This is a genomic window from Marinilactibacillus sp. XAAS-LB27 (assembly GCF_036039175.1).
Lineage (GTDB): Bacteria > Bacillota > Bacilli > Lactobacillales > Carnobacteriaceae_A > Marinilactibacillus.
Genome location: NZ_JAYXKP010000004.1, coordinates 57,463 through 78,577, shown reverse-complemented (window position 1 = coordinate 78,577; position 21,115 = coordinate 57,463). Strand labels below are relative to the sequence as shown.

General features: G+C 39.1%; 18 protein-coding genes and 1 tRNA gene. 6 read left to right on the top strand and 13 right to left on the bottom strand.

Features of this window, described 5'->3' with window-relative positions:
• The first annotated feature begins 198 nt into the window (after nt 1-198).
• Nucleotides 199-1,827, top strand: coding sequence for an ABC-F family ATP-binding cassette domain-containing protein (locus VXN63_RS06700; RefSeq protein ID WP_327757246.1), 1,629 nt, complete (start codon nt 199-201; stop codon nt 1,825-1,827).
• 186 nt (nt 1,828-2,013) lie between these two features.
• Here the strand turns inward: VXN63_RS06700 and VXN63_RS06695 are convergent, their stop codons facing one another.
• Together VXN63_RS06695 and VXN63_RS06690 are read right to left on the bottom strand one after the other, a co-directional pair.
• Nucleotides 2,014-2,382 (bottom strand): endolytic transglycosylase MltG, encoded by a 369-nt coding sequence (locus VXN63_RS06695; protein WP_327757245.1) that lies wholly within the window; start codon nt 2,380-2,382, stop codon nt 2,014-2,016.
• Nucleotides 2,375-3,505 carry an LCP family protein gene (locus VXN63_RS06690; RefSeq protein WP_327757244.1) on the bottom strand — a complete coding sequence of 377 codons (1,131 nt, stop codon included), beginning with the start codon at nt 3,503-3,505 and terminating at the stop codon, nt 2,375-2,377. Before VXN63_RS06690 ends, VXN63_RS06695 begins: the two co-directional genes overlap by 8 nt.
• A gap of 523 nt (nt 3,506-4,028) precedes the next feature.
• Here VXN63_RS06690 and VXN63_RS06685 point away from each other — a divergent pair.
• The 3 genes from VXN63_RS06685 to VXN63_RS06675 all read left to right on the top strand — a co-directional run bounded on the left by VXN63_RS06685 (nt 4,029) and on the right by VXN63_RS06675 (nt 6,636).
• Entirely contained in the window at nt 4,029-4,808 is a 780-nt protein-coding gene (locus VXN63_RS06685; protein WP_327757243.1) for a helix-turn-helix transcriptional regulator, read from the top strand.
• Between the two features lie 171 nt (nt 4,809-4,979).
• Nucleotides 4,980-6,143 (top strand): NADH-dependent flavin oxidoreductase, encoded by a 1,164-nt coding sequence (locus tag VXN63_RS06680; RefSeq protein WP_327757242.1) that lies wholly within the window; start codon nt 4,980-4,982, stop codon nt 6,141-6,143.
• 61 nt (nt 6,144-6,204) lie between these two features.
• Nucleotides 6,205-6,636 carry a MarR family winged helix-turn-helix transcriptional regulator gene (locus VXN63_RS06675; protein WP_327757241.1) on the top strand — a complete coding sequence of 144 codons (432 nt, stop codon included), beginning with the start codon at nt 6,205-6,207 and terminating at the stop codon, nt 6,634-6,636.
• 103 nt (nt 6,637-6,739) lie between these two features.
• Here the strand turns inward: VXN63_RS06675 and VXN63_RS06670 are convergent, their stop codons facing one another.
• From VXN63_RS06670 to VXN63_RS06660, 3 genes are all read right to left on the bottom strand, one after another.
• The gene (locus VXN63_RS06670) at nt 6,740-7,267 is read right to left on the bottom strand and encodes a topology modulation protein (RefSeq protein WP_327757240.1); all 528 of its coding nucleotides are present in this window, start codon (nt 7,265-7,267) and stop codon (nt 6,740-6,742) included.
• Between the two features lie 138 nt (nt 7,268-7,405).
• Nucleotides 7,406-7,783 (bottom strand): hypothetical protein, encoded by a 378-nt coding sequence (locus tag VXN63_RS06665; RefSeq protein WP_327757239.1) that lies wholly within the window; start codon nt 7,781-7,783, stop codon nt 7,406-7,408.
• Between the two features lie 44 nt (nt 7,784-7,827).
• Complete coding sequence (locus VXN63_RS06660; RefSeq protein ID WP_327757238.1) at nt 7,828-8,271, bottom strand: hypothetical protein; 444 nt, start codon at nt 8,269-8,271, stop codon at nt 7,828-7,830.
• Between the two features lie 286 nt (nt 8,272-8,557).
• Between VXN63_RS06660 and VXN63_RS06655 the strand changes: the two genes are divergently transcribed.
• Entirely contained in the window at nt 8,558-9,061 is a 504-nt protein-coding gene (locus tag VXN63_RS06655; RefSeq protein WP_327757237.1) for a hypothetical protein, read from the top strand.
• 258 nt (nt 9,062-9,319) lie between these two features.
• Here the strand turns inward: VXN63_RS06655 and VXN63_RS06650 are convergent, their stop codons facing one another.
• Both VXN63_RS06650 and VXN63_RS06645 read right to left on the bottom strand, forming a co-directional pair.
• Nucleotides 9,320-9,787: a LapA family protein gene (locus VXN63_RS06650; protein WP_327757236.1), complete on the bottom strand. Its 468-nt coding sequence runs from the start codon at nt 9,785-9,787 to the stop codon at nt 9,320-9,322.
• A 219-nt stretch (nt 9,788-10,006) separates the two neighbouring features.
• A tRNA-Val gene (locus VXN63_RS06645) sits at nt 10,007-10,079 on the bottom strand.
• 138 nt (nt 10,080-10,217) lie between these two features.
• On the opposite strand from VXN63_RS06645, the gene VXN63_RS06640 reads away from it, so the two are divergent.
• Nucleotides 10,218-11,507: a hydroxymethylglutaryl-CoA reductase, degradative gene (locus VXN63_RS06640; RefSeq protein ID WP_327757235.1), complete on the top strand. Its 1,290-nt coding sequence runs from the start codon at nt 10,218-10,220 to the stop codon at nt 11,505-11,507.
• 71 nt (nt 11,508-11,578) lie between these two features.
• Here the strand turns inward: VXN63_RS06640 and VXN63_RS06635 are convergent, their stop codons facing one another.
• From VXN63_RS06635 to VXN63_RS06610, 6 genes are all read right to left on the bottom strand, one after another.
• On the bottom strand, nt 11,579-11,911 hold the full coding sequence (locus tag VXN63_RS06635) for a tRNA-binding protein (protein ID WP_327757234.1): 333 nt from the start codon (nt 11,909-11,911) through the stop codon (nt 11,579-11,581).
• Between the two features lie 123 nt (nt 11,912-12,034).
• Nucleotides 12,035-14,245 carry a cellulase family glycosylhydrolase gene (locus tag VXN63_RS06630; protein ID WP_327757233.1) on the bottom strand — a complete coding sequence of 737 codons (2,211 nt, stop codon included), beginning with the start codon at nt 14,243-14,245 and terminating at the stop codon, nt 12,035-12,037.
• Nucleotides 14,246-14,308: 63 nt separating this feature from the next.
• Entirely contained in the window at nt 14,309-16,333 is a 2,025-nt protein-coding gene (locus VXN63_RS06625) for a beta-galactosidase (protein ID WP_327757232.1), read from the bottom strand.
• Between the two features lie 20 nt (nt 16,334-16,353).
• Nucleotides 16,354-18,669 (bottom strand): alpha-xylosidase, encoded by a 2,316-nt coding sequence (gene yicI, locus VXN63_RS06620; protein ID WP_327757231.1) that lies wholly within the window; start codon nt 18,667-18,669, stop codon nt 16,354-16,356.
• Between the two features lie 10 nt (nt 18,670-18,679).
• Nucleotides 18,680-20,149 (bottom strand): glycoside hydrolase family 1 protein, encoded by a 1,470-nt coding sequence (locus VXN63_RS06615; RefSeq protein WP_327757230.1) that lies wholly within the window; start codon nt 20,147-20,149, stop codon nt 18,680-18,682.
• A gap of 1 nt (nt 20,150) precedes the next feature.
• Nucleotides 20,151-21,062: an ROK family protein gene (locus VXN63_RS06610; RefSeq protein ID WP_327757229.1), complete on the bottom strand. Its 912-nt coding sequence runs from the start codon at nt 21,060-21,062 to the stop codon at nt 20,151-20,153.
• Nucleotides 21,063-21,115 lie beyond the last annotated feature (53 nt).

Below are 21,115 nucleotides of genomic sequence, written 5' to 3'. Positions count from 1 at the left end.
TATGCACAAATTCGTCTTTTTTTAAACAATCTAATTGTACACAACAGATAAATTGTGACAGTTTTAAAAAAATAGACTTTTTTTCTTTTTCCACTCTCATAAACAATGCATTATTTTTAAAATGACGTATAATAGAACGTAATGGGCATATTTCGCCTTATTACGGTAAAGATCAAAAAGAAACGAGGCTATCATTAAATGATCACAGTAACAGATGTAAGTTTGAACTTTTCAGATAGAAAACTATTTGACGACGTGAATCTACAATTTAACAATGACAATTGCTACGGTGTTATCGGTGCAAACGGTGCTGGTAAATCTACCTTCCTAAAAATACTCTCTGGAGAAATTTCTCCAACTTCTGGAAATGTCTCTCTTCCAGCTGATAAACGTATGGCTGTTTTAAAACAAAACCACTATGACTTTGAAGAACAAACTGTTATCGATACAGTTATTATGGGACACAAACGCTTATATGAAATCATGCAGGAAAAAGATGCGATTTATACAAAAGCCGATTTCTCAGATGAAGACGGTATTCGCGCTGCTGAACTTGAAGGTGAATTCGCTGAATTAAATGGTTGGGAAGCTGAACCTGAAGCGATGACTCTTTTAAAGGGGTTGGGTATTCCTGAAGCTTTGCACAATCAAAAAATGAGCGAACTGACAGGTGGACAACACGTTAAAGCCCTACTTGCTCAGACTTTATTTGGAGATCCTGATGTATTGTTACTTGATGAGCCTACCAACGGTTTAGACGCGCAATCAATCAAGTGGCTAGAAGATTTCTTGATCAACTTTGATAACACTGTTATCGTTGTTTCCCATGACCGTCACTTCCTAAATAAAGTTTGTACGCACATGGTTGATGTCGATTTTGGTAAAATCAAATTATTCGTTGGTAATTACGATTTTTGGTTAGAGTCTAGTCAATTAGCTTCTAAACTTGCTGCAGATTCTAATAGCAAAAAAGAAGAAAAAATCAAAGAACTTCAGGATTTTATTGCTCGGTTTAGTGCAAATGCTTCTAAATCAAAACAAGCAACTTCTCGTAAAAAAATGCTAGATAAAATCACTCTAGATGATATCCAACCTTCTTCTAGACGTTATCCATTTGTTGGATTTAGTCCAGAGCGCGAAATTGGAAATGATCTTCTGCGCGTAGAAAACCTTTCCAAAACGATCGATGGTAAAAAAGTTTTGGATAATGTTTCATTCAACTTAGGTAGAGACGACAAAGTTGCCTTCACAAGTTTGAATGACGTAGCTATCACAACACTTTTTAGAATCATCATGGGCGAAATGGAACCTGATACCGGATCATTCCAGTGGGGTGTCACTACTTCTCAATCTTATTTACCAAAAGATACATCTGCTGAATTCAACAACAGTAGTTCAACTGTTTTAGACTGGCTTCGTCAATATGCTTCTAAAGAAGAAAATGACAATACTTTCTTGCGCAGTTTCTTAGGCAGAATGTTATTTTCAGGAGAAGAAGTATTGAAACAAGTATCTGTCCTTTCCGGAGGAGAAAAAGTCCGTTGTATGCTGTCTAAAATGATGTTAAGTAAGTCAAATGTACTTGTAATGGATGATCCTACAAATCACTTGGATTTAGAGTCTATTACTGCACTGAATAATGGATTGATCGACTTCAAGGGCGCTATTCTCTTTGGATCGCATGACCACCAATTTATTCAGACTTTGGCTAATCGTATCATTGAAATTACACCTAATGGAGTCGTTGACCGCTCAGAAACAACTTATGACGAATTCCTAGAAAACAAAACTGTACAAGATCAAATCAAAGCGTTATACGCTCAATAAACGACGAAAAAGCCAAGTGCCGATGAGCACTTGGCTTTTTTTATAGGATGAATGCACCTATTTAAAAAGGAATATCAGATACCTATTTCCACCTTTTTCTAAACAATTGAGTATGGCAATAAATATTTTCAAAAATTTAAAACCATTTAAACATTTTATTTTTAAATGGTTTTATTTTAAGTTATATTATTTTTGCATTTCATCTAATATGAAAGCAAGCGATTGCGCTGGAGAGAACACATATTCTCCTGCAACGAATATGCGATCACTCGTAAATCTTGCATAATAATTGAAGACAAAGGCGCTTTTGATCACGCCTTTCCTCTCTAGTTTTCTTGCAATATCAGCGCGAGACTGACCTCTGTCAATCTGCACAATAATTTGTTCTGTACTCGTTTCGTCTAATGGTTCGATTGCACCAACCCAATATCGATAACCCGATATCCCTAACAAGACGACTAAGAAGAACAGAAGATATTTGATTCTTCGGTAAAGCAGATGAACAGATACCGTTTCTTCTACACCTGATTCTAGATTTCGAGCGCCTTTATTCATAGCTATCGGAATCAGCTAGCGCCGATCCACTCCGCTTCTTCAAGTCCGTTTGTGGATAATCTTTACTGTATCGACCATCATCTTCTGATTCACCGAGAACATCTTGAGCTTCAATGCCATCAGGAATATCATTAATCGTTTGTTCTTCTAACTCTAATGACTCAGATAAGGATTGTTGAATATCTTCATAACTATTCGGTTCGATTTTCACAAGGTCTCTTCCAGCATTTCTAAAGCTCGTCCATCCAAATACATGAGATTCTGTATCAAACGACTCATTCAGTCCCGTCTGCAGGACACTTTTGATCTCACTCATTTTCATATTCGTTTTCATATTTGAACCGATACCTCTTAAAATATCATTGTACTTTGTAATGGAACCCAAATCAGTCGCTTTGTTGATGACAGATTCAATCACTAATTGCTGTCTTCGACCACGAGCAACATCATCATCAATTTTTCGCGTTCTGGCTAAAGCTAACGCTTGTTCGCCGTCTAATGTCTGTAGACCTTTTTCAAGTGTGACAGCCTGGCTATTATCTTTAGAATCCATTTCTACAATATCGACCGGGACATCAACTTCTATACCTCCAAGAGCATCAATCACATCTAAAAACGAACGAAAGTCAAAAGTAGCATAATAATTAACCGGTAAATCTAAAAACGACTCTACAGTTTCTACCATTGCATTTTCTTCTCCAATAGCATAGGCCGTGTTAATCCGATCCATCTTCACTTCTTCGCCCTTGTTCATGATTGGAACGTAAGTATCTCTAGGGATCGAAACCATATCCAATTGATGTGTTTCAGGATTCACCGTCGCATAGATAATCGAATCCGCCCTTGCAGATCCAAGCCCTCTCTCATCATCATCGTCAATCCCCATCAACAAAATCGATATCGGCTCTTCAATCGGATCGACTTTCTCAACCGGCTCCGATCGTTCAATTTCTTGATAAGAAGATTCGAGCACATTCTCGGTTGTTTTGAATAAGTTCGCTGCATAAGCAGCCCCACCCGCTAAAAGCATAAACAGCGGAACCACGAACAGTAGAACAAAACCTGTTCTTTTCTTATTCAATTTACGACTGCCCCTTTTACGAGCATTTCTTTTTTTAGACATTTATAAAACTCCTTAAACCCATTTTAATAGAACGATACGTGTTAAGTTAAACTTTGAAAATAACAACCGTCACCGCACTTCAATCATTTAACAGTCTATCAGACGAACATAAAGAATCTATGAAGATTGTTTGTGTTTATATAACCGACCGAAAATATAACTATTTAATTAAAAATATAACTAAACCTTAAGTTTATATAGTTGTAATTTATAAATGGTAAAAATAGAAAAATGAATAAAGGAAATAAAAGTAGCTAAAATAGGATAAAAACTAAAATCAAGTAATAATTAAGATATACATTAAAACAGGACGGTTAGAAATTATAGTAGATATTAAAAATCAGACTGACCAATTTCGTGCACTGAAATAAAGTCTAAAAGAGGATGAAAAGTGCACTAATATTTGTGCAACAAATTGTAGCATCCCGTACCTATAGGGTTTCTGAGACTTCTTTGTTTTTTAGTAGTAGCTATACATCCTTCTCATCCGTTACAATAAAACCAACGAAAGGTGGAAGATTAGATGACAATTGGAGAACATCTTAAAGAAAAAAGGCAGGAAGCAAATCTTTCTCAAAAAGAACTGGCAGAGCACCTACATGTATCTAGACAAACGGTATCTAGCTGGGAAGTTGGTAGAACCTATCCTGATTTGGATATGTTGGTTAAGATTAGTCAATTTTATACCATTGCTTTGGACGAACTGTTGAAAGAAGATTCTACGATAGTAGAAGATATTTCAAAAAAAGTCAGAAAAAGTGAACGACGAAAAGTCACGAATGTTATACTAGCTGCTTCATTGGTTGTCGTCTTTGGATTTGTCTTGATGCATTTTGTACAAAGTCGCCAAAACGCAATCGTGAACGACAGCGGACTGAGTCCCAAAGACCTAATCGAATCTTCTTGGGAACTGAACTACTCTCCTTCTAAAGAAGTAAACCAATCTTTTCTCTCATTTGATCATAATAGTATTGCTATTTATAACATGCGCGATTCTAGCAGACCCTTGAGATCTAATACCGCCGAAGATAATGGTGAACCATTACCCGGCACAAAAGAATTACTTGAAAAAGGTATTGAAGATGGTACAAAACAGTACTCTGATTTGAATATCGAATTAGACAGTGACTTCTATGTTGTTACCGCCAATGGCTATAGCCAACGATTCAAAAAGCTAAGCGACTCCATCATCCGAGATATTGACGGTAACGAGTACAGTAAGATCCTGTCTCAAAATATGCACAAGGATCTGTCTATCATGGACAACTATATAGATGAATCAATGACCGATTCATTTGATTAATGAAATAGATATAATTAAAGTAGTCATTTGAATTTTTGAAAACTTAAATGACTACTTTTTATACTAGATCTATGTTGTTAAAAAACCATTCGTGTCACTTGGATTGACTTTAATTATGATATGTGTAAATATATGTATGTGAATGCATATATTTTTTAGGAGGATTACGTTATGAGTTCGAATCAATACGATCAATTATTTGAATCATTTACATTTAAATCTGGGGTTTCGATTGATAACAGAATTGTTGTGGCGCCAATGACTTCAGAATCATCATTTGAAAATGGAATGGTGACTACAGATGAATTGAATTATTTCGCAAGACACTCGAAAAGTGCCGGAATGATCATTACATCCTGTGCACAATTCTTGGAAAACGGTCGCTTCTCCGGTTCATTAGGTGTAAGTTCTGACACTCAAATCGAGGGTCTTAGAAAACTTGCTAATACTGTAAAAAAAGATGGAGCAAAAGCGATTTTACAAATTTTTCACGTTGGAAGAATGGGATCTGCTGCAACATTAAAAGGTGAACAACCCGTTAGTGCAAGTGCAGTACCATCAAATCGACCTGCTGCTGAAACACCAAGAGCATTGTCAGATGAAGAAGTTAGTGATGCCGTAACTGCTTTTGGAGAATCTGTAAGAAGAGCCATTCAAGCCGGATTTGATGGTATTGAAATCCATGGAGCAAACACTTATCTGATTCAGCAATTCTTTTCTCCACACTCAAATCGTAGAGAAGATCAATGGGGCGGAAATATAGAAAAAAGAATGACCTTTCCGATGGAAATCATCAAAATCACAGAAAAAATGGTCGAACAATACGCTGAAAACCCATTTGTCATCGGATACCGACTATCACCGGAAGAACTAGAAAATCCAGGAATCACACTTAGTGATACTCTTAAATTGATGCAAAAAATCAGTGAAACTAAAGTAGACTATATCCACGTGTCACTTGGAGACTATAAAAAAACATCTATTCGTGATACAGCTAATAAAACGCCTGTCTTGAAACTGATCAAAGAACATCTAGAAGACGCTATTCCATTAATCGGTGTTGGTAAAGTCTTGCATCCTGATGATGCACTAGACATGATGGAAATGGGTATCCCGCTTGTTGCTATTGGACGCGCACTTATTATGGAACCAGACTGGTTAGAAAAAGTGAGAACGGATCGTCTAGATGAAATCCGTACTGAAATTAGTTTGAAAAAATTAGATGACCTCGTTCTTCCTGCCAAAATTGTTGAATATATCCAATCTCCTGCTGGCTGGTTAAATATCAAGGAACAGCCAAAAGGCGGCTCTCGTTTCAAAGAATTAACAATGTAGCATGACTCCGCTTTTATTTATGATATAATAATGATTAATATATCATGAAGGAAGAGATACCATGGTTCAACCTAACCGTACAATGGACAGTTGGTTATTAGTCCATCAACTTCATTCTAAAACAGAAGCTATATGTAAAAAAGAATTAAAAAAAGAGCATGATTTAACATTAAACGAGTTTTTCGTTTTGATGTATTTTTACAATACTTCAGACGATCAAATCGTTAGAATCCAAGACTTAATTGACTTTGTAGGACTTAGCCAAAGTGCGATGTCGAGGTTGATTACTAATATGGGTTCCAAAAAATGTGGTGTTATAAAAGAACAAAACATTCATGGAGATCGTCGCGATGTCCTTCTATCTATAACGGATAGTGGTATTGAAAAGTACGAGGCCGCTCTTAAGCTCGTAGAACGCTTGATATCTGACATTTATAAAGAATACGATATTGATCATGAGGCTTTATTTGATTTATTAAAACCTAAATCTTGATTTGAAATGGGTTAACGTACACTAAAAGCTAGAACAGGAATCGAAAGTGATTTCTGTTCTAGCTTTTTTTGTCTACGTAAAAGAGTCATCATTTAAATACAGATTAATTAGAATAAACGTTAATTTCATTTTCTAAATACCGCTCACATTCTTTTGGATGCTTAAAAATAACTAGTTTGCAGTTACTCGGTAATTCTGATTGAACAAGCTTTAGTAATTTATCCCGTCTCCGTGTCTTAAAATCCCAAACATATTTTAAAAATGGTAAATCGATTCTTTCTGGACACCCCGGTGCCATATCTTCTCGAACTTTCCCGTAAGTTTGTACTAATCGTTTCAAAACTCTATAAGTATAAATTCGGCGCGGATAATCAAGAAAGAATACATTCGTGCTTTTCGATAATCTAGAAGGTAGTGTTTTCCCATAATTCCCTTCTATAACCCAGTGCTCATTCTCATCCAGAATCTGTTTTGTCTCTTCCAGTAATGCTTCTTTGGACTTTTCTATCCAACCCGGATCAAAAAACAATTGATCCATATGGAAAACTAGCAGACCAAATCTCTTCCCTAATCGTTTAGCTAGCGTAGATTTTCCAGAACCTGAAGGTCCTACGATTGTGACTCTTTCCATCAGTTCTCCCCCCCTTAAAAAGCATTGAAATACTATTCTATAATTTCGTTAAATAAAATGTCAATGCTCTATTAAACGGAAATAACTCATGATATGTCTAGATATAACTTAAAGAAAAAGCCAAGCGTACTAACGCTATTACTCTCTCACGCCAATATTTTCCATTCCTTCTTGTGCTTCAAATATTGGAATATCAAAGATTTGCTCGCTTGGATAGTCTCCTTTGATGAAGAAGCGCAAAACGGATTTATTACTTAAATCATATTGATTGAGACTAATGGTAAAGTACCCTTCCGTATCTATATCCGGAGAAAATGCTAACTCTTCATATTCCGGTGGTGTATCCGCAGTGGCGAGAGAAAGTTCCACAGTATCTCCAGCATTTATCCTTCCTTCATAAAACGTAGTATTCTCATGAACGCCTGGAAGCATCAATTGTTCTAAGACGCTTTCGTCTATACTTTCTCCTTCGGCAACCAATTCTTGGTGATGCGCTTTTCTTTCTTCTTTACCCATAGAGGCAATTTCACTGATTGTATTCGGTTCATGAGGCCCTACCTCTATTTTTTTACTTCACTCGTTGTTTTGTTGATTTCATGCATTGAAATGATCGGTGCTCCTTTTGTTTCATCTGTAGATACAGAGGTATACATCGAAGCAGTGTAAACCTCCCCTTCATCCTTCATACCGAAATTGTAAGACTCGGCTTCTGTGGGCCCATCTTGTTCGTTTATATAAGTAATAACGAGCTCTTCAGCTTCTTCTTCTGTCATTTCATTTTCTTCTTGGTTTGATTCATCTGATGGTTCAGTATCTAAATTCTCTGAAGACTCTTCACCATTTTCTGCATCCTCTGTATCAGCATCCGCTTCTTCTTGATCTTGGTTTGATTCGACTATTTCAGAGGTTTCTTCACTTTCTATTTCATTTGTTTCATCGGTTTCAGTATTACCGCAAGCTGCTAACAGTAAAATCGATGTACTGAATAAAAGTAATTTTCTCATTACGTATTCTTCCTTTCGTTGCAATAGAATGTTTTTACAAAAAAGTGATGGTAGTTTGTACGATTTCCTATAAAAAACATAACAATTATCTGTTTCATTAACAACTCATATCCTCTATCTTCTGTTAAAAAAATGATACAACTTATACTTTTTTAGACAACTATAAAGTAAGATTTTTACAAACTAGTATGCTATAGTTACGTTGTTCAATACCCAATTAACAGTCTATACACTGATGATCTTTTACCGCTTGATGATTTCAAATAATTGGAGGGAAATACATACTATGAAAATCAAATTATTATTTTCTTCACTATCATTCGTTGTTTTTCTAACAGTCGGTGGCTGTTCCGATACAAATGGAGAAGTTGATGATACCGAAAATACGAAGCAAGCTAGTGAGACTAGTTTATCCTTTGTTTCTTTAGATCCCTCTGATATTAAACCTCCAGAATTAACCATTCATGCTGGGGACGCAGTCATTGAACCGATACTTGGTACATACAGTTGGAGTATAGAAAATGGTCAGGGAATAGAAGCCGATAGCGATAGTCCGCCAGAACTCGTCAAACTGAGTCAGCCTACATCTATAGATGCTCGTACACCGCTCGAACTAGACTTTGAAGAACAACCAACCCACTATTCAATAAAAATCTGGAAGGAAGATGGGACGGTTGAAAGTGTTCGGGATGGCGATATTTCTTCGATAGAAGGAGAATTTGTCTTTGAGATTTTGGCACAATGGGATGAAGGTTCAGCGAGCTATGCATTTTTACTAGACCTCAATTAATTTTTCTTGTAAAAAATGGTTATACATCAAAAGGCAGTAACGTTTTCTCAATGAGAACATTACTGCCTTTTTTGAATCTTTATTTATAATAGTAATTGTTAGAATCGAATCAGCGGCGCCCCTTTTTAAATAGCTTAAGAGCAAAAAAGTACTTCCATTAATGTCGAGAAGCGATAACAAGTAGACTTAAGAACAGCAAGCATAAAAAACAAGCTTATCACAGTTGGTCAACAATGATAAGCTTGTGATACTTTTTAGTTATCTTGGATTCTTTTTAGTTCTAGTTTGATGGTCTTCTTCACGCGTCTCTACCCAAGTATGATTATCTTCAGGTACTTCTACCTTGGTTTCTTTCACTGGAACAGCTCTATTGCCACTTTGGTCTTGAGATAACTTTGCATTTAGTCGTTGTATTTCAGCTTCTTTTTTCTGCAATTCGATCTGAGTTTCTGCGTCTTGTTTCACTTTATCAACGGATTCTTTTCTTTCTGCCTCAGCTCGGTCCATCTCTTCTTCTTTATCTTTTAAAACTTTCTTGTTACGTGCAATCACAGAACTTGCTAACAATCCTGCTATGACCATACCTATTAAAAGCGTACCGACAATAAGCAACCATACTGGGATATTAAAGCTAGTGAAATAAAGATCGATCATGACCATTTCTGCTATATTTAAATATGCTACGACACCCACTAATAGTAATAAAACTATTGCTAATATGCTCATTTCTAATTCCTCCTATAGTATAGTGCATTGCAAACTCTTTATAGGCTCATTCTAATTCTAAATGATAGAAAAATATAATCATACGCATGCAATATTCAGGGTAACTACTAAATATATTCTTTTATATAAGAGAATAACTAGTCTTAAGGAAATAAAAAAAGCCTTATAATCTTGTAAACCAACAATTGGTCAACGATTATAAGACTTTTTCAACTATGATGGTCCCTACTGGGCTCGAACCAGCGACCCCTACCTTGTCGAGGTAGTGCTCTCCCAACTGAGCTAAGGAACCTTTTTTTCGTACTTTATTAGTATACTTCTTTTTATGATGCTTGTAAAGATTCACTTAAGTTAAAAAGATTCAATCCTTTTCTTTTTCTGCTTTGTACCTCATAATGAGAGTAACGAAATTCAGAAGGGACAGAACCAGATGGATACGAGCAAGTTAACGAAATTCTATAAAAAAACACATGAAGAAAAAGTTTCAGCCCTTAAAGAGGCTGGTGTGATTTCTTTAGAAGAAGCCACTCTATTAACTGAAGAAGGTCTGGATTTAGATCCCTCAGTTGGTGAGCATATGATTGAAAACTACATTGGAAATTACTCTCTTCCTTTAGGAGTTTCAACTAATTTTGTAATCGATGACGAAGAGGTTCTTGTGCCGATGGCAATCGAAGAACCATCCGTCATCGCAGCGGCTAGTTTTGCGGCGAAGATGATTGGATCTGCAGGGGGCTTTACCACTGCAGTGACCGATCGTTTAATGATTGGTCAAGTGACTTTGAAGAACGTTCAGCATATAGAGAATGCTATTTCTGAAATCAAGAAAGCTGAACAAACGATTTTGGAACGTGCTAACGAAGCGCATCCTTCTATTGTGAAGCGTGGTGGTGGGGCAAAATCACTTGAAACACGCGTAATTGAAGCGGATCCTGAAGAAGGAACGCCAAGCTTTTTAGTCGTTCACCTTCACATCGATACACAAGAAGCAATGGGTGCTAACATCGTCAACACGATGATGGAAGGCATTGCACCTTACATCGAAGAGCTAACTGGTGGCAAAGCATTATTACGCATTCTTTCAAATTACGCAACTGAGTGCTTGGCAACAGCAACTTGTACCATTCCGGCTCACAAATTAAAAACCGGTACGTATTCTGGTGAGGATGTGCGTGACCGGATTATTGAGGCAGCTCAAGTAGCCTGGGCGGATCCTTACCGAGCGGTCACGCACAATAAAGGCATCATGAATGGTGTTGACGCAGTCGTCATCGCGTCTGGAAATGATTGGAGAGCTATCGAAGCCGGTAGTCACGCCTATGCTGCTCGTTCTGGACAATATCGTGCACTTTCTAAGTGGCATGCCAACGATCAAGGAGATTTAGTTGGGACACTGACTTTACCGCTTGCGGTTGGAACCGTTGGTGGTTCGATCAGTATTCATCCTGGTGCTAAATTAGCTCGAAAAATCATGATGGATCCCGATGCTAAAAGATTAGAAAGCATTTTAGTATCCGTAGGTCTTGCTCAGAACTTCGCTGCCGTTAGAGCACTGGTTACGGATGGTATTCAAAAAGGACATATGGGATTACATGCTCGTTCACTTGCAATCAGTGCCGGTGCTAAAGGCCCACAGGTGGAAAAGGTTGCCGAACGACTGAAGCAAGCAGCGCATATGAATCTACAAACCGCAAGAGACTTTTTAAAAGAGTTAACGTAAACAGGATGCACTAAAAAACGACCGAACCGCAGATCACGTTTCTGCTATTTGGTCGTTTTTTATTTGTTGTATCAACTAATTTTCGTCCCATTGGGTACTGCTTCATCCAGATTCAATAAGACGACTTGTTCGTTTGCGAGTACACCGCCAAGTATCAATACCTCAGATTTGTAACCCGCAATGCGCATAGGCGGGAAATTGGTGACCGCTACGACTTGTTTTCCCACAAGCTGTTCGGATTCGTACCGATCTGTTATTTGAGCAGAGCTTTGTTTAACGCCTAGTTCATCTCCGAAATCAATCTGTACTTTATAAGCTGGTTTTCTGGCTTCTTCGAAAAATGTCGCTTCTAGTATGGTTCCGACTCTGATATCTAACGATTGAAAGTCCTCAATGTTTGGCATGGAAATGACTCCCTACTATTATTTACGCTTTATGGTAAAGAACTCTCCATGCTTTTTCAATACCTTTTTTATCGCCAGCCACCAAAAAGACGCTATGAGATTATTCGCATAGCGTCTTTCGATTTATTTTCTTTTTTTATTCCAGAAAACCATGCCTAAGCCACTACTTAAAAATAGGGATCCAATCAATCCAGTAATAGGGACTGCCATTCCTGTTTTAGGTAGCATCTGTGCTTTAGTAACATCCTCTTTTCCGTGAGAACGTGTGGGTTCCTCCGTTAATCGTACATGATGAGCTCCTTCGCTACTAGAAATAGCTTCACTCCTGCCTTCAGTTGCTTCTTCATTTAAATCCTCTGAAGTGTCTTCATCGACAGCTTCCGGACTTGTTTCCGGTTCCGTTACCGTTGGACTGTCCGTTTCAGGTACGGTAACCTCTTCGTCTGGTTGTGTCGCTGGTTCTTCTTCAACGGGCACTTCTGGGTCAATCCCTTCTCCAGGTACTGCTTCAACCGGTGCTTCAGGCACTTGCTCTACTGGAAGCTCTGTCTCTGGTTCCGGTTCTATCTCTGGATCTGGCACGACTTCCGGTTCTTCTTCCGGTACATCCACTGCCGTTATAGCTTGGCCACTGATCATACCATCTTGAACGGTCAATTGATACTCAATCACTGTTCCGTCATAATACGTGAACGTTAAAGTATACAGGTCATCTGAAAGAATTGACGTATATCTTGCCAACATATTCACTGTATTTTCTTCTTCATTGGGTAAAAATTCACTACTGTGTTCTAGGAATCCCCACCAGTTGTTATTTGAAACAATGGCTCCTGCTTCATTTTGAGAAACCACTGACTTCAGTTGGCTTCCATTGAATGCTGTTGGAATACGGATGCCCTCGCTGACCGTGCCTTGTGCTTCAGACATCACCGGTGCTTCGCTGTAAACGAGTGTTTGATACCAGTCTGCCCCACCGTTGAATTGCAATCTAAGGATTGTTTCGCTTCCCGTCACACCACTAGTTCTTTCTAGCAATTGATTTAGATAAGCTTCTGTTAGTTGAAGCATCGTTCCTTGAATCGTGTAATCCTCACCTTCTGTTAAGGCAGTATCGCCTTCACTAATCTCTTCCAGTGCTCGTCCATTCAATGTCAGCGGAATACTTACACCGCCTTCAAGGTCTGTAGGATTCAAGAATACTGTATCCAATCCTTCTGAATAAGCGGAACGCCCCTCCATTGAAGCTTCAATCATATCCCCAAATAACGCATTTTTCCATTCGTACGTATATCGATCGATATGCTGACCATTATCCCAAAGAATCAGGTTGAATCCTTTTTCCTCAGCATAGTAATTGATAAACTCCAAGAATTTCAGCGTTTCACCTAACTGGTTTACCTCGTCCCCTTTATCATAACCCAGTAAACCATACTCTCCGACCACTACACCAATTCCATTTTCCGTAAAGGTCGCAGCAATGCGGTCAAACACACTGATCAAACTGGTTCTGGCAGTGACACCATCCCACAATTCTTCGTCAAACTCCGTTGTTCCCAAGTTTGCACTGAATACCCACTCACTATAATAATGAATCGTCGCAATAATATTCTCATCTTCAAATCCAATAATTTGTTGGTACAAAGCATCCAATCTGCTTTGCGCCGCATCGGTTACTAATGTAGGTAAGACAAGCATTCTTTCTGCATTTTGTCCACCTGAGTTTCGAACGATCGTATGGAACGAATCGTTGATTGTTTCAAGATGACTTAAAGCAGTCGCTTCATCATCTGTATAGAATTGTGGTTCGTTAATCGATTCAAACATGACACGTTCGTCATAGTCTTTAAAATGATCTGCCAACTGTTCCCAGATTCGAACGTATTTCGTATAGTCTTCTGATTCTGTACTACCATCCCAATCTGCTAGCCAAATCCACGAATCATGGTGCACATTGACCATGACATACAGATCCTCTTCCAATGCCCAGTTGACAACTTCTTCATAGCGATCAAGGAAGGCTTCGTCTAGTTGATAATCAGACTCCGCTCCTCCAACGCGCATATGGGCCGTGAACGGCAGTCGGATACTGTCGTAACCTTTGTCTTTCACGCTGCTAATCAGTTCTCTTGTCACGACTGGGTTAGACCAAGATGTTTCGCCGGTATCCCCCGCTTCATCAAAGCCATCAAACGTATTTCCTAGATTCCATCCACTACCCATCGCCTCTACATAACGCTGAGACGGCGTATCTTCTGCTGCATGAACTTTCTTCGTTGAAGCCCAAGGTATCACGACCATTAAAGTAGCGAGTATTGCCATCAATCTTTTCATCATTGACTGTCCTCCCGGTTTTTTAACAGTAAAAACATCGGATGTCGTTCTAAATGATTCGTCTGATTATGGTGCGATAAGTAAGTTTACCGCAAAAGGTTCAAGCGTTACCGTCTTCTCCACGGTCTCATCATTCAGCAGGTTCTTGTATCCTTCAAATGGAAGATCGATCTCGTGACGTGTTTCAGTATGATTCATCACAAAGTAATAGTGTTTCTCCTCTTTTACGCGACAAGCAATTTCTACCCCTTCTGGTAGATCATCAAAACCTTCAATGGCTTTCTCATTTAGTATATGTCCAATCAATTCATTCAGCAAACCTTGTTCCGGTACGGTCGCAACATACCAAGCTTCACCTTTGCCAAATACATTTTTCGTTACAGCCGGCATTCCTTTGTAGAAATCGGAGCCGTATTCCGCCACGACTTCTGCAGCTTCTGGATGAATGAGATCACATAACATCCGACACGTATAAGTCGATTGTTTGAAAAATTCTGATTGTGTATGCACAGCATTCGTTTGGTCAGGTGCTAAAGCATCGATTTCTTCTGCCCAGATACCTAGTACATTTCTTAGTGGACCTGGATATCCGCCTAAATGAACATTGTCACTTTGATCCACAATTCCACTCATAAAGGTCGTAACAAAAGTCCCGCCTGCTTCAACAAACTGCTCAATTTTTTCTGTCAGTCCTTCTTTTACCATATATAAAACAGGCGCAAGAACGACGTCGTACTGACTAAAATCGGACCCTTCATGAAGCATATCGACCGCTACTTGTTTAGCGTAGCATGCGTCGTAATAGTGCTGGATTTGTTCAACATAACGCAGATCAACCGTCGGACCACTTGTATACTCTAAAGCCCAGTAGGTATCCCAGTCAAAATAGATCCCTACTTTGGCTTTCGTTTCTGCACCAATCAACTGATCACCCAGTTGTTCCAATTCTTTTCCAAGCGCCGTGACTTCTCTAAAGACACGCGTATTTTCATGTCCCGCATGTTCAATAACAGCGCCATGGAATTTTTCTACGGCACCTTTTGAGCGGCGAAGCTGGAAGAATTGAATCGTATCAGCTCCATGAGCAATTGTCTGGTAACTTTGCGCACGCATCTTACCAGGACGTTTTAACGAGTTATAAGGCTGCCAGTTTTGTTGGCTTGGCGTTTGTTCCATCAACATGAAGCTTTGTCCATCTTTCAGTCCACGCATTAAATCATGATTCATCGCTACATGACTAAGGGGGGTATTGTGACTGGGATAATTATCCCAAGAAACGATGTCCAACTCTTTTGCCCACTTAAAGTAATCAAGCCCTTTATAGCTTCCCATTAGATTCGTCGTTGCGGGTGTTTCCTGATCAAATAAACGAATGATATCTCGTTCCATCTTGTAATTATCCAGCAAGCTTTCCGAATTGAATCGACGATAATCAATCGAAAGTCCTGCAAAGGCTGCAGCTGTATCGCTGATCCCATCACCTAAATAGTTTGGAGGAATAATGTCGTCAAAACTATAGAGTGTGTGGCCCCAGAAATGCATATTCCAAGCTTCATTAACGGCTTCGATAGAACCATATTTATTTTTCACCCAAACCCGGAAGGCTTTTGCGCAGTTGTCGCAGTAACATTCCCCGCCATATTCATTGGAAATATGCCAAAGTTTGATGCTTGGGTGCTCTCCGTATCTTTCAGCCAGTTTATAAACCAATTCACTAGCAAATCGCTTGAAGTTCGGGCTGTTCGGACAATGATTGTGTCGATGTCCGAATCCATGTTTTCTACCTTCAAAATCCACTCGAGTAACGTCAGGGTATTTTCTACACATCCAAGCTGGTAAAGCTGCTGTAGAAGTCGCCAGCACGATATCCACACCTTCATTTGAAAGTCGTTCAACGATCTCATCCAACTCTTCAAAGTGGTATTCTTCTTCAGATGGCTGTAGTTTTGCCCATGAAAAGACATTGATTGTCGCTGAATTGATATGGGCTTTTTTAAACATACGAAGGTCTTCGTCCCAAATTTCTTTAGGCCATTGTTCTGGATTATAGTCTCCTCCGTATAGCATGCGGTCAAACAATTGTTTACTCATTGATGCCCTCCTGAAATATCTTATTTCGTTAACTGAATCTTACATTCTGATCCATCTAGATAAACCATTGTACCCAAATCAGTCGCTTCCATCTTGCCACTTTCAACTGAATCTACATCATGAACATTATGGAATAAAACAGCTTTTACATCTATGTTTTCAGCATTAACTGTATAAGCACCTTCAGAAAATTGAACGTGTGCTGTTCCGATGACTTTACCTGAACGGTCTACAATACGCGTTTTGGCTATTGCACCAACAGACAATTCAAAGACATGCAAAGTAACGGCTTCGGCATAGTTATATTCTGCTTGTGTATTTTGATTTCCTTCAACGATGATACTATTCGGTCTTGCTAGCAGTGGCAAGGTATCATAACCATGTGTTTCGTTATGCCATTTTCCACCTTCGATTTTCTCATTCGTCAGATAATTCGTCCATGTTCCTTCAGGTACGTAATAGTTAACCGTTCCCTTGTCATTGAAAATTGGCGCTACCAGTAAAGAATCGCCTAGCATAAATTGTCTATCTAGCGTATGACTCGTCATATCTTCCGGGAATTCGAGGACCATTGAGCGCATCATTGGTATCCCTTCAGTCGCTACAACAGCTTGATTCATCAAGTAAGGCATCAAGCTCAGTTTCAGTTTTGTAAAGCTACGTGTGACATCTACTGCTTCTTCATCGTAGATCCAAGGCACTTTGTATTCTTTACTACCATGGTATCGACTATGAGAAGAAAGTAGGCCAAATTGTGTCCAGCGCTTGTACAAGTCAGGCGTACAACCTTCTTCAAATCCACCAATATCATGACTCCAATAACCGAATCCACTCATACCAAAGGATAAGCCAGCTCTTAATGACTCTGCCATAGAAGGGTAATCCGACGTACTGTCTCCGCCCCAGTGGACTGGGAATTTCTGTCCGCCTACTGTTGCAGAGCGAGCAAATACAACCGCTTCGTTGTCTTTATTTTTAGATTTTGATAAGTCAAAAACAATTTGATTGTAGAGTTGTGTGTAATAATTATGCATCCGTTCAGGATCTGATCCATCATAGTAGACAGCATCTACTGGAATCCGTTCGCCGAAATCGGTTTTAAACGAATCAACACCCATATCCATGAGTTTCGCTAGATGATTTTGGTACCACGTAACGGCTTCTGGATTGGTGAAATCAATAATCGCCAGTCCTGCTTGCCATTTGTCCCACTGCCAAACGTCTCCATTTGGTCGTTTGATAAAGTAGCCTTTTTCCATTCCTTCGTCGAATAAGGGTGATTTTTGCCCAACATACGGATTGATCCAGACACAAATTTTAAGCCCTTTTTCTTTCAGTCTTGTCAGCATTTTTTGTGGTTCTGGGAACGTACGCTTATCCCATTCAAAGTTGACCCATTCGTATTCTTCCATCCACAGACAGTCGAAATGGAATACTTCTAACGGAATGTCTCGGTCGATCATGCCATCAACAAAATGATTAACAGTAGCTTCGTCGTAATCTGTCAAGAATGAAGTACTCATCCATAATCCGAATGTCCAAGCTGGTGGAAGTGCCGGCTTGCCGGTCAAATTCGTATAGTTTTCAAGCACTTCTTTCATCGAGTCACCTGCAATGATAAAGTATTCCATTTCTTCTCCAGGCACGCTGAACTGAACGCGCGACACTTTTTCACTACCGATTTCGTAACTGACTTTTTTCGGACTATTGACGAATACACCGTAGCCTCTATTTGTCATGTAAAAGGGAATATTTTTATAAGCTTGTTCTGTTCCTGTTCCGCCATCTGCATTCCAGATATCGACTGTCTGACCGTTTTTAACAAAAGAAGTAAAGCGTTCGCCTAGTCCATAAACCAGTTCACCTACGTCGATGGTTAATTGTTCACTGATATAAGACTGATTTTCAAGAGGTTTTCGAATATAAGCTTGTCCTCTAGATTTACTGGAGGTCAACACTTCTCCGTCTTTTTCAAAACTAATTTCAAATTGATTACCTTTCTTAACGTGAGCAGAAAGTGCGCCACTTTTTAGGGAAGCTTCTGTTTCTCCATCCGTGATTTCAACAGAAGGATTTTGTTTATTCAGTTCAAATGATGGACCTACTGCAACAGATCCTTTGTGATGATAAACTTTGACACCGATAATATTTTCGTGTGGTGAGCTCAGTTCTACCGTCATCATCCCACCGTCCAACGTGCCGCCTTTATCTGCGATATGTCTGAATGGTGCATAAACCGTTAATTGTTTATCCGTTTTTCTTGTTGCATATACATGGGCCGGGTACTCAACTTCGTATCCTTCTTTAACCAGCCATCCTCCGTCTAGAAACTTCATCCTGTCACTCCTATTTTATATTTTCGCCGTTTTGTTCGATGACATCTTTGTACCAGAAATAACTTTTCTTCGGTATTCTCTTCAAATCTTTTTCATCTTGTTCTGTTCGATTGACAAAAACAAATCCGTATCGTTTCTTGTAGCCATTCAACCAGCTTAACAAATCTGTGAATGACCAAGCACAATACCCAATCATTTCTACACCATCAGTGATCGCTTTTTTCATTTCGACAACGTGTTGATTAAGATAATCAATACGGTAATCGTCATTGATTTCGCCTTCTTCTGTCAGCACATCTTTTGCACCTAAGCCGTTCTCTGTTACGAAAATCGGAAGATCATATCTTGCATAAACTTGTCTGAGTGCTAAACGGAAACCAACTGGATCGATTTCCCAGCCCCATTCTGTTTTTTCAAGATAGGGATTATCGAGTGATTGATACATTGGAATCTCAGGACTTTGCGATTGCTCTTCTTTTGGTTGCATCAAGTAAGGATCAGTTGACGAAAACTTTTTATCCTGTTCATTTTCCTGCGCAGGCTTTTCAATCTTGTTTTGTTTGACCGTTCCACCATGATAATAGTTGATTCCAAGGAAATCTGGTTTCGCTTTTTTAAGTAATGCTTTGTCTTCTGATGTTACAGTCGGTGCAATCCCTTTGCGCTCTAGTTGCTTGAATACTGCTACTGGGTATCGCCCTTTACAATAGACATCTAGCCACCAGCTATTACTGAATTCATGGGCATTTTCAGCTGCCAGTACATCACTAGGATCTGCAGTCAGTGGATAAACCGGACCATAACCGAAACTTGGACCAATCTTTCCATTAGGGACCATTTCTTTGAATAAAACGATGGCTTCCGCATTCGCCAGATTAATGATGTGATTAGCTTCAAACATTCGCTTCGTATCCGTTACATTTGGTGGGTGTGTTGCCCATCTATAGCCCATGCTTGTAAAGACATTCTGTTCATTAAAAGTGACCCAATAACGCACTTTTTCTCCTAGTCGTTCATAAAGCACTTTACAATATTCTTTGAAAGCCGAAATCGTTTCTCTAGATTCCCAGCCATTATATTTCTCTTGAAGAGCAAGCGGTAAGTCCCAATGATATAGAGTCAACACTGGTTCAATGCCATATTTGTTCAGTTCATCTACTAGATTTTCGTAGAATGCCAAACCTTCTTCGTTAACCCGGCCTTCTCCATCCGGCAATATTCTAGCCCATGACACAGAGAAACGATAAGCTTTTAATCCCATGTCCGCCATCAGTTTGACGTCTTCTTTGTAGCGATTATAGTGATCGATCGCTACATCTCCATTAGTCCCTTCAAATGTCTTGCCTTCTATTTTCGTGAATTCATCCCAGATGGACGGTCCTTTTCCATCCGTATCATATGCCCCTTCTATTTGGTAAGCCGCCGAAGCTGCTCCCCATAAGAAAGATGACGGGAATGCGTCTAGTTTCTCTTGATACATGTTAGGCTCCTTTTTCTTCACTTATTTTTGTATTGATTTTGTTCATTAAAAAGATCCATGCTCCAATAATGCCAGCATCATTTCTATAAACTGCTGTTTCGATTTCTGTCCGGTGATCATTCCAGTGAATATTTTTTTCTAATTGCTTTTTGAGGATTGGGAGTAGTTTAGGATTCGCACTAATCCCTCCACCGATCACAATTCTTTGTGGATTGAATGAGACTGAAACATTAAATATGCCTGTCGTTAGATAGTAGGTCCAACGATCAACAAGCGCATAAACTTCAGGATCTGTATCCATCTCCTCCAAAATCGTTCGAGCATCCACCAATGTTTCTTGTGAAACATTTTTTAGCGCTTTATATTCTCGAATCAAAGCGGCAGTAGAAGCATATTCGTGCATCGTTTTGTCTGGATTTTGGTCTATTCCCATACGCATCATGCCGAACTCTCCGATCTTGTATTCACTCCCATACAAAATCTGTTGATCATAAGCAACCGCTCCACCAATTCCTGTTCCTACAGTCATCAAAACAACATCTCTCAGACCTTCAGCTGCGCCAAAAGTTAGCTCAGCCATTAATGCACATTTTGCATCGTTCTCCACAAAAATTGGATACGATATGTACTGAAGCAACAATTCTTGTATGTTTTTTCCATACAAATGTAGAATCGCTCCAGCTGTAATCAGTTTCCCCGTGCCTCTTTCCACTACGCCTGGAATACTGACGCCTACCCCTTGAATGGTTGTTGTTTTTTCATATAAGTGGATCTGATCGACCATCGATGCAACAAAATCTTTTGTATTAGTATGAATCGTTGGAAAGAATCCTTGTTTTAAAATAGCGCCTTCGTCATTGATTAAAGCATGCTTACAGTTTGTACCCCCGATGTCGAAACAAATATAGACCATCGTTTAAGCTCCTTCACAGTCTGATAAAAAAAGAGATGAAAAGTATATGTTCC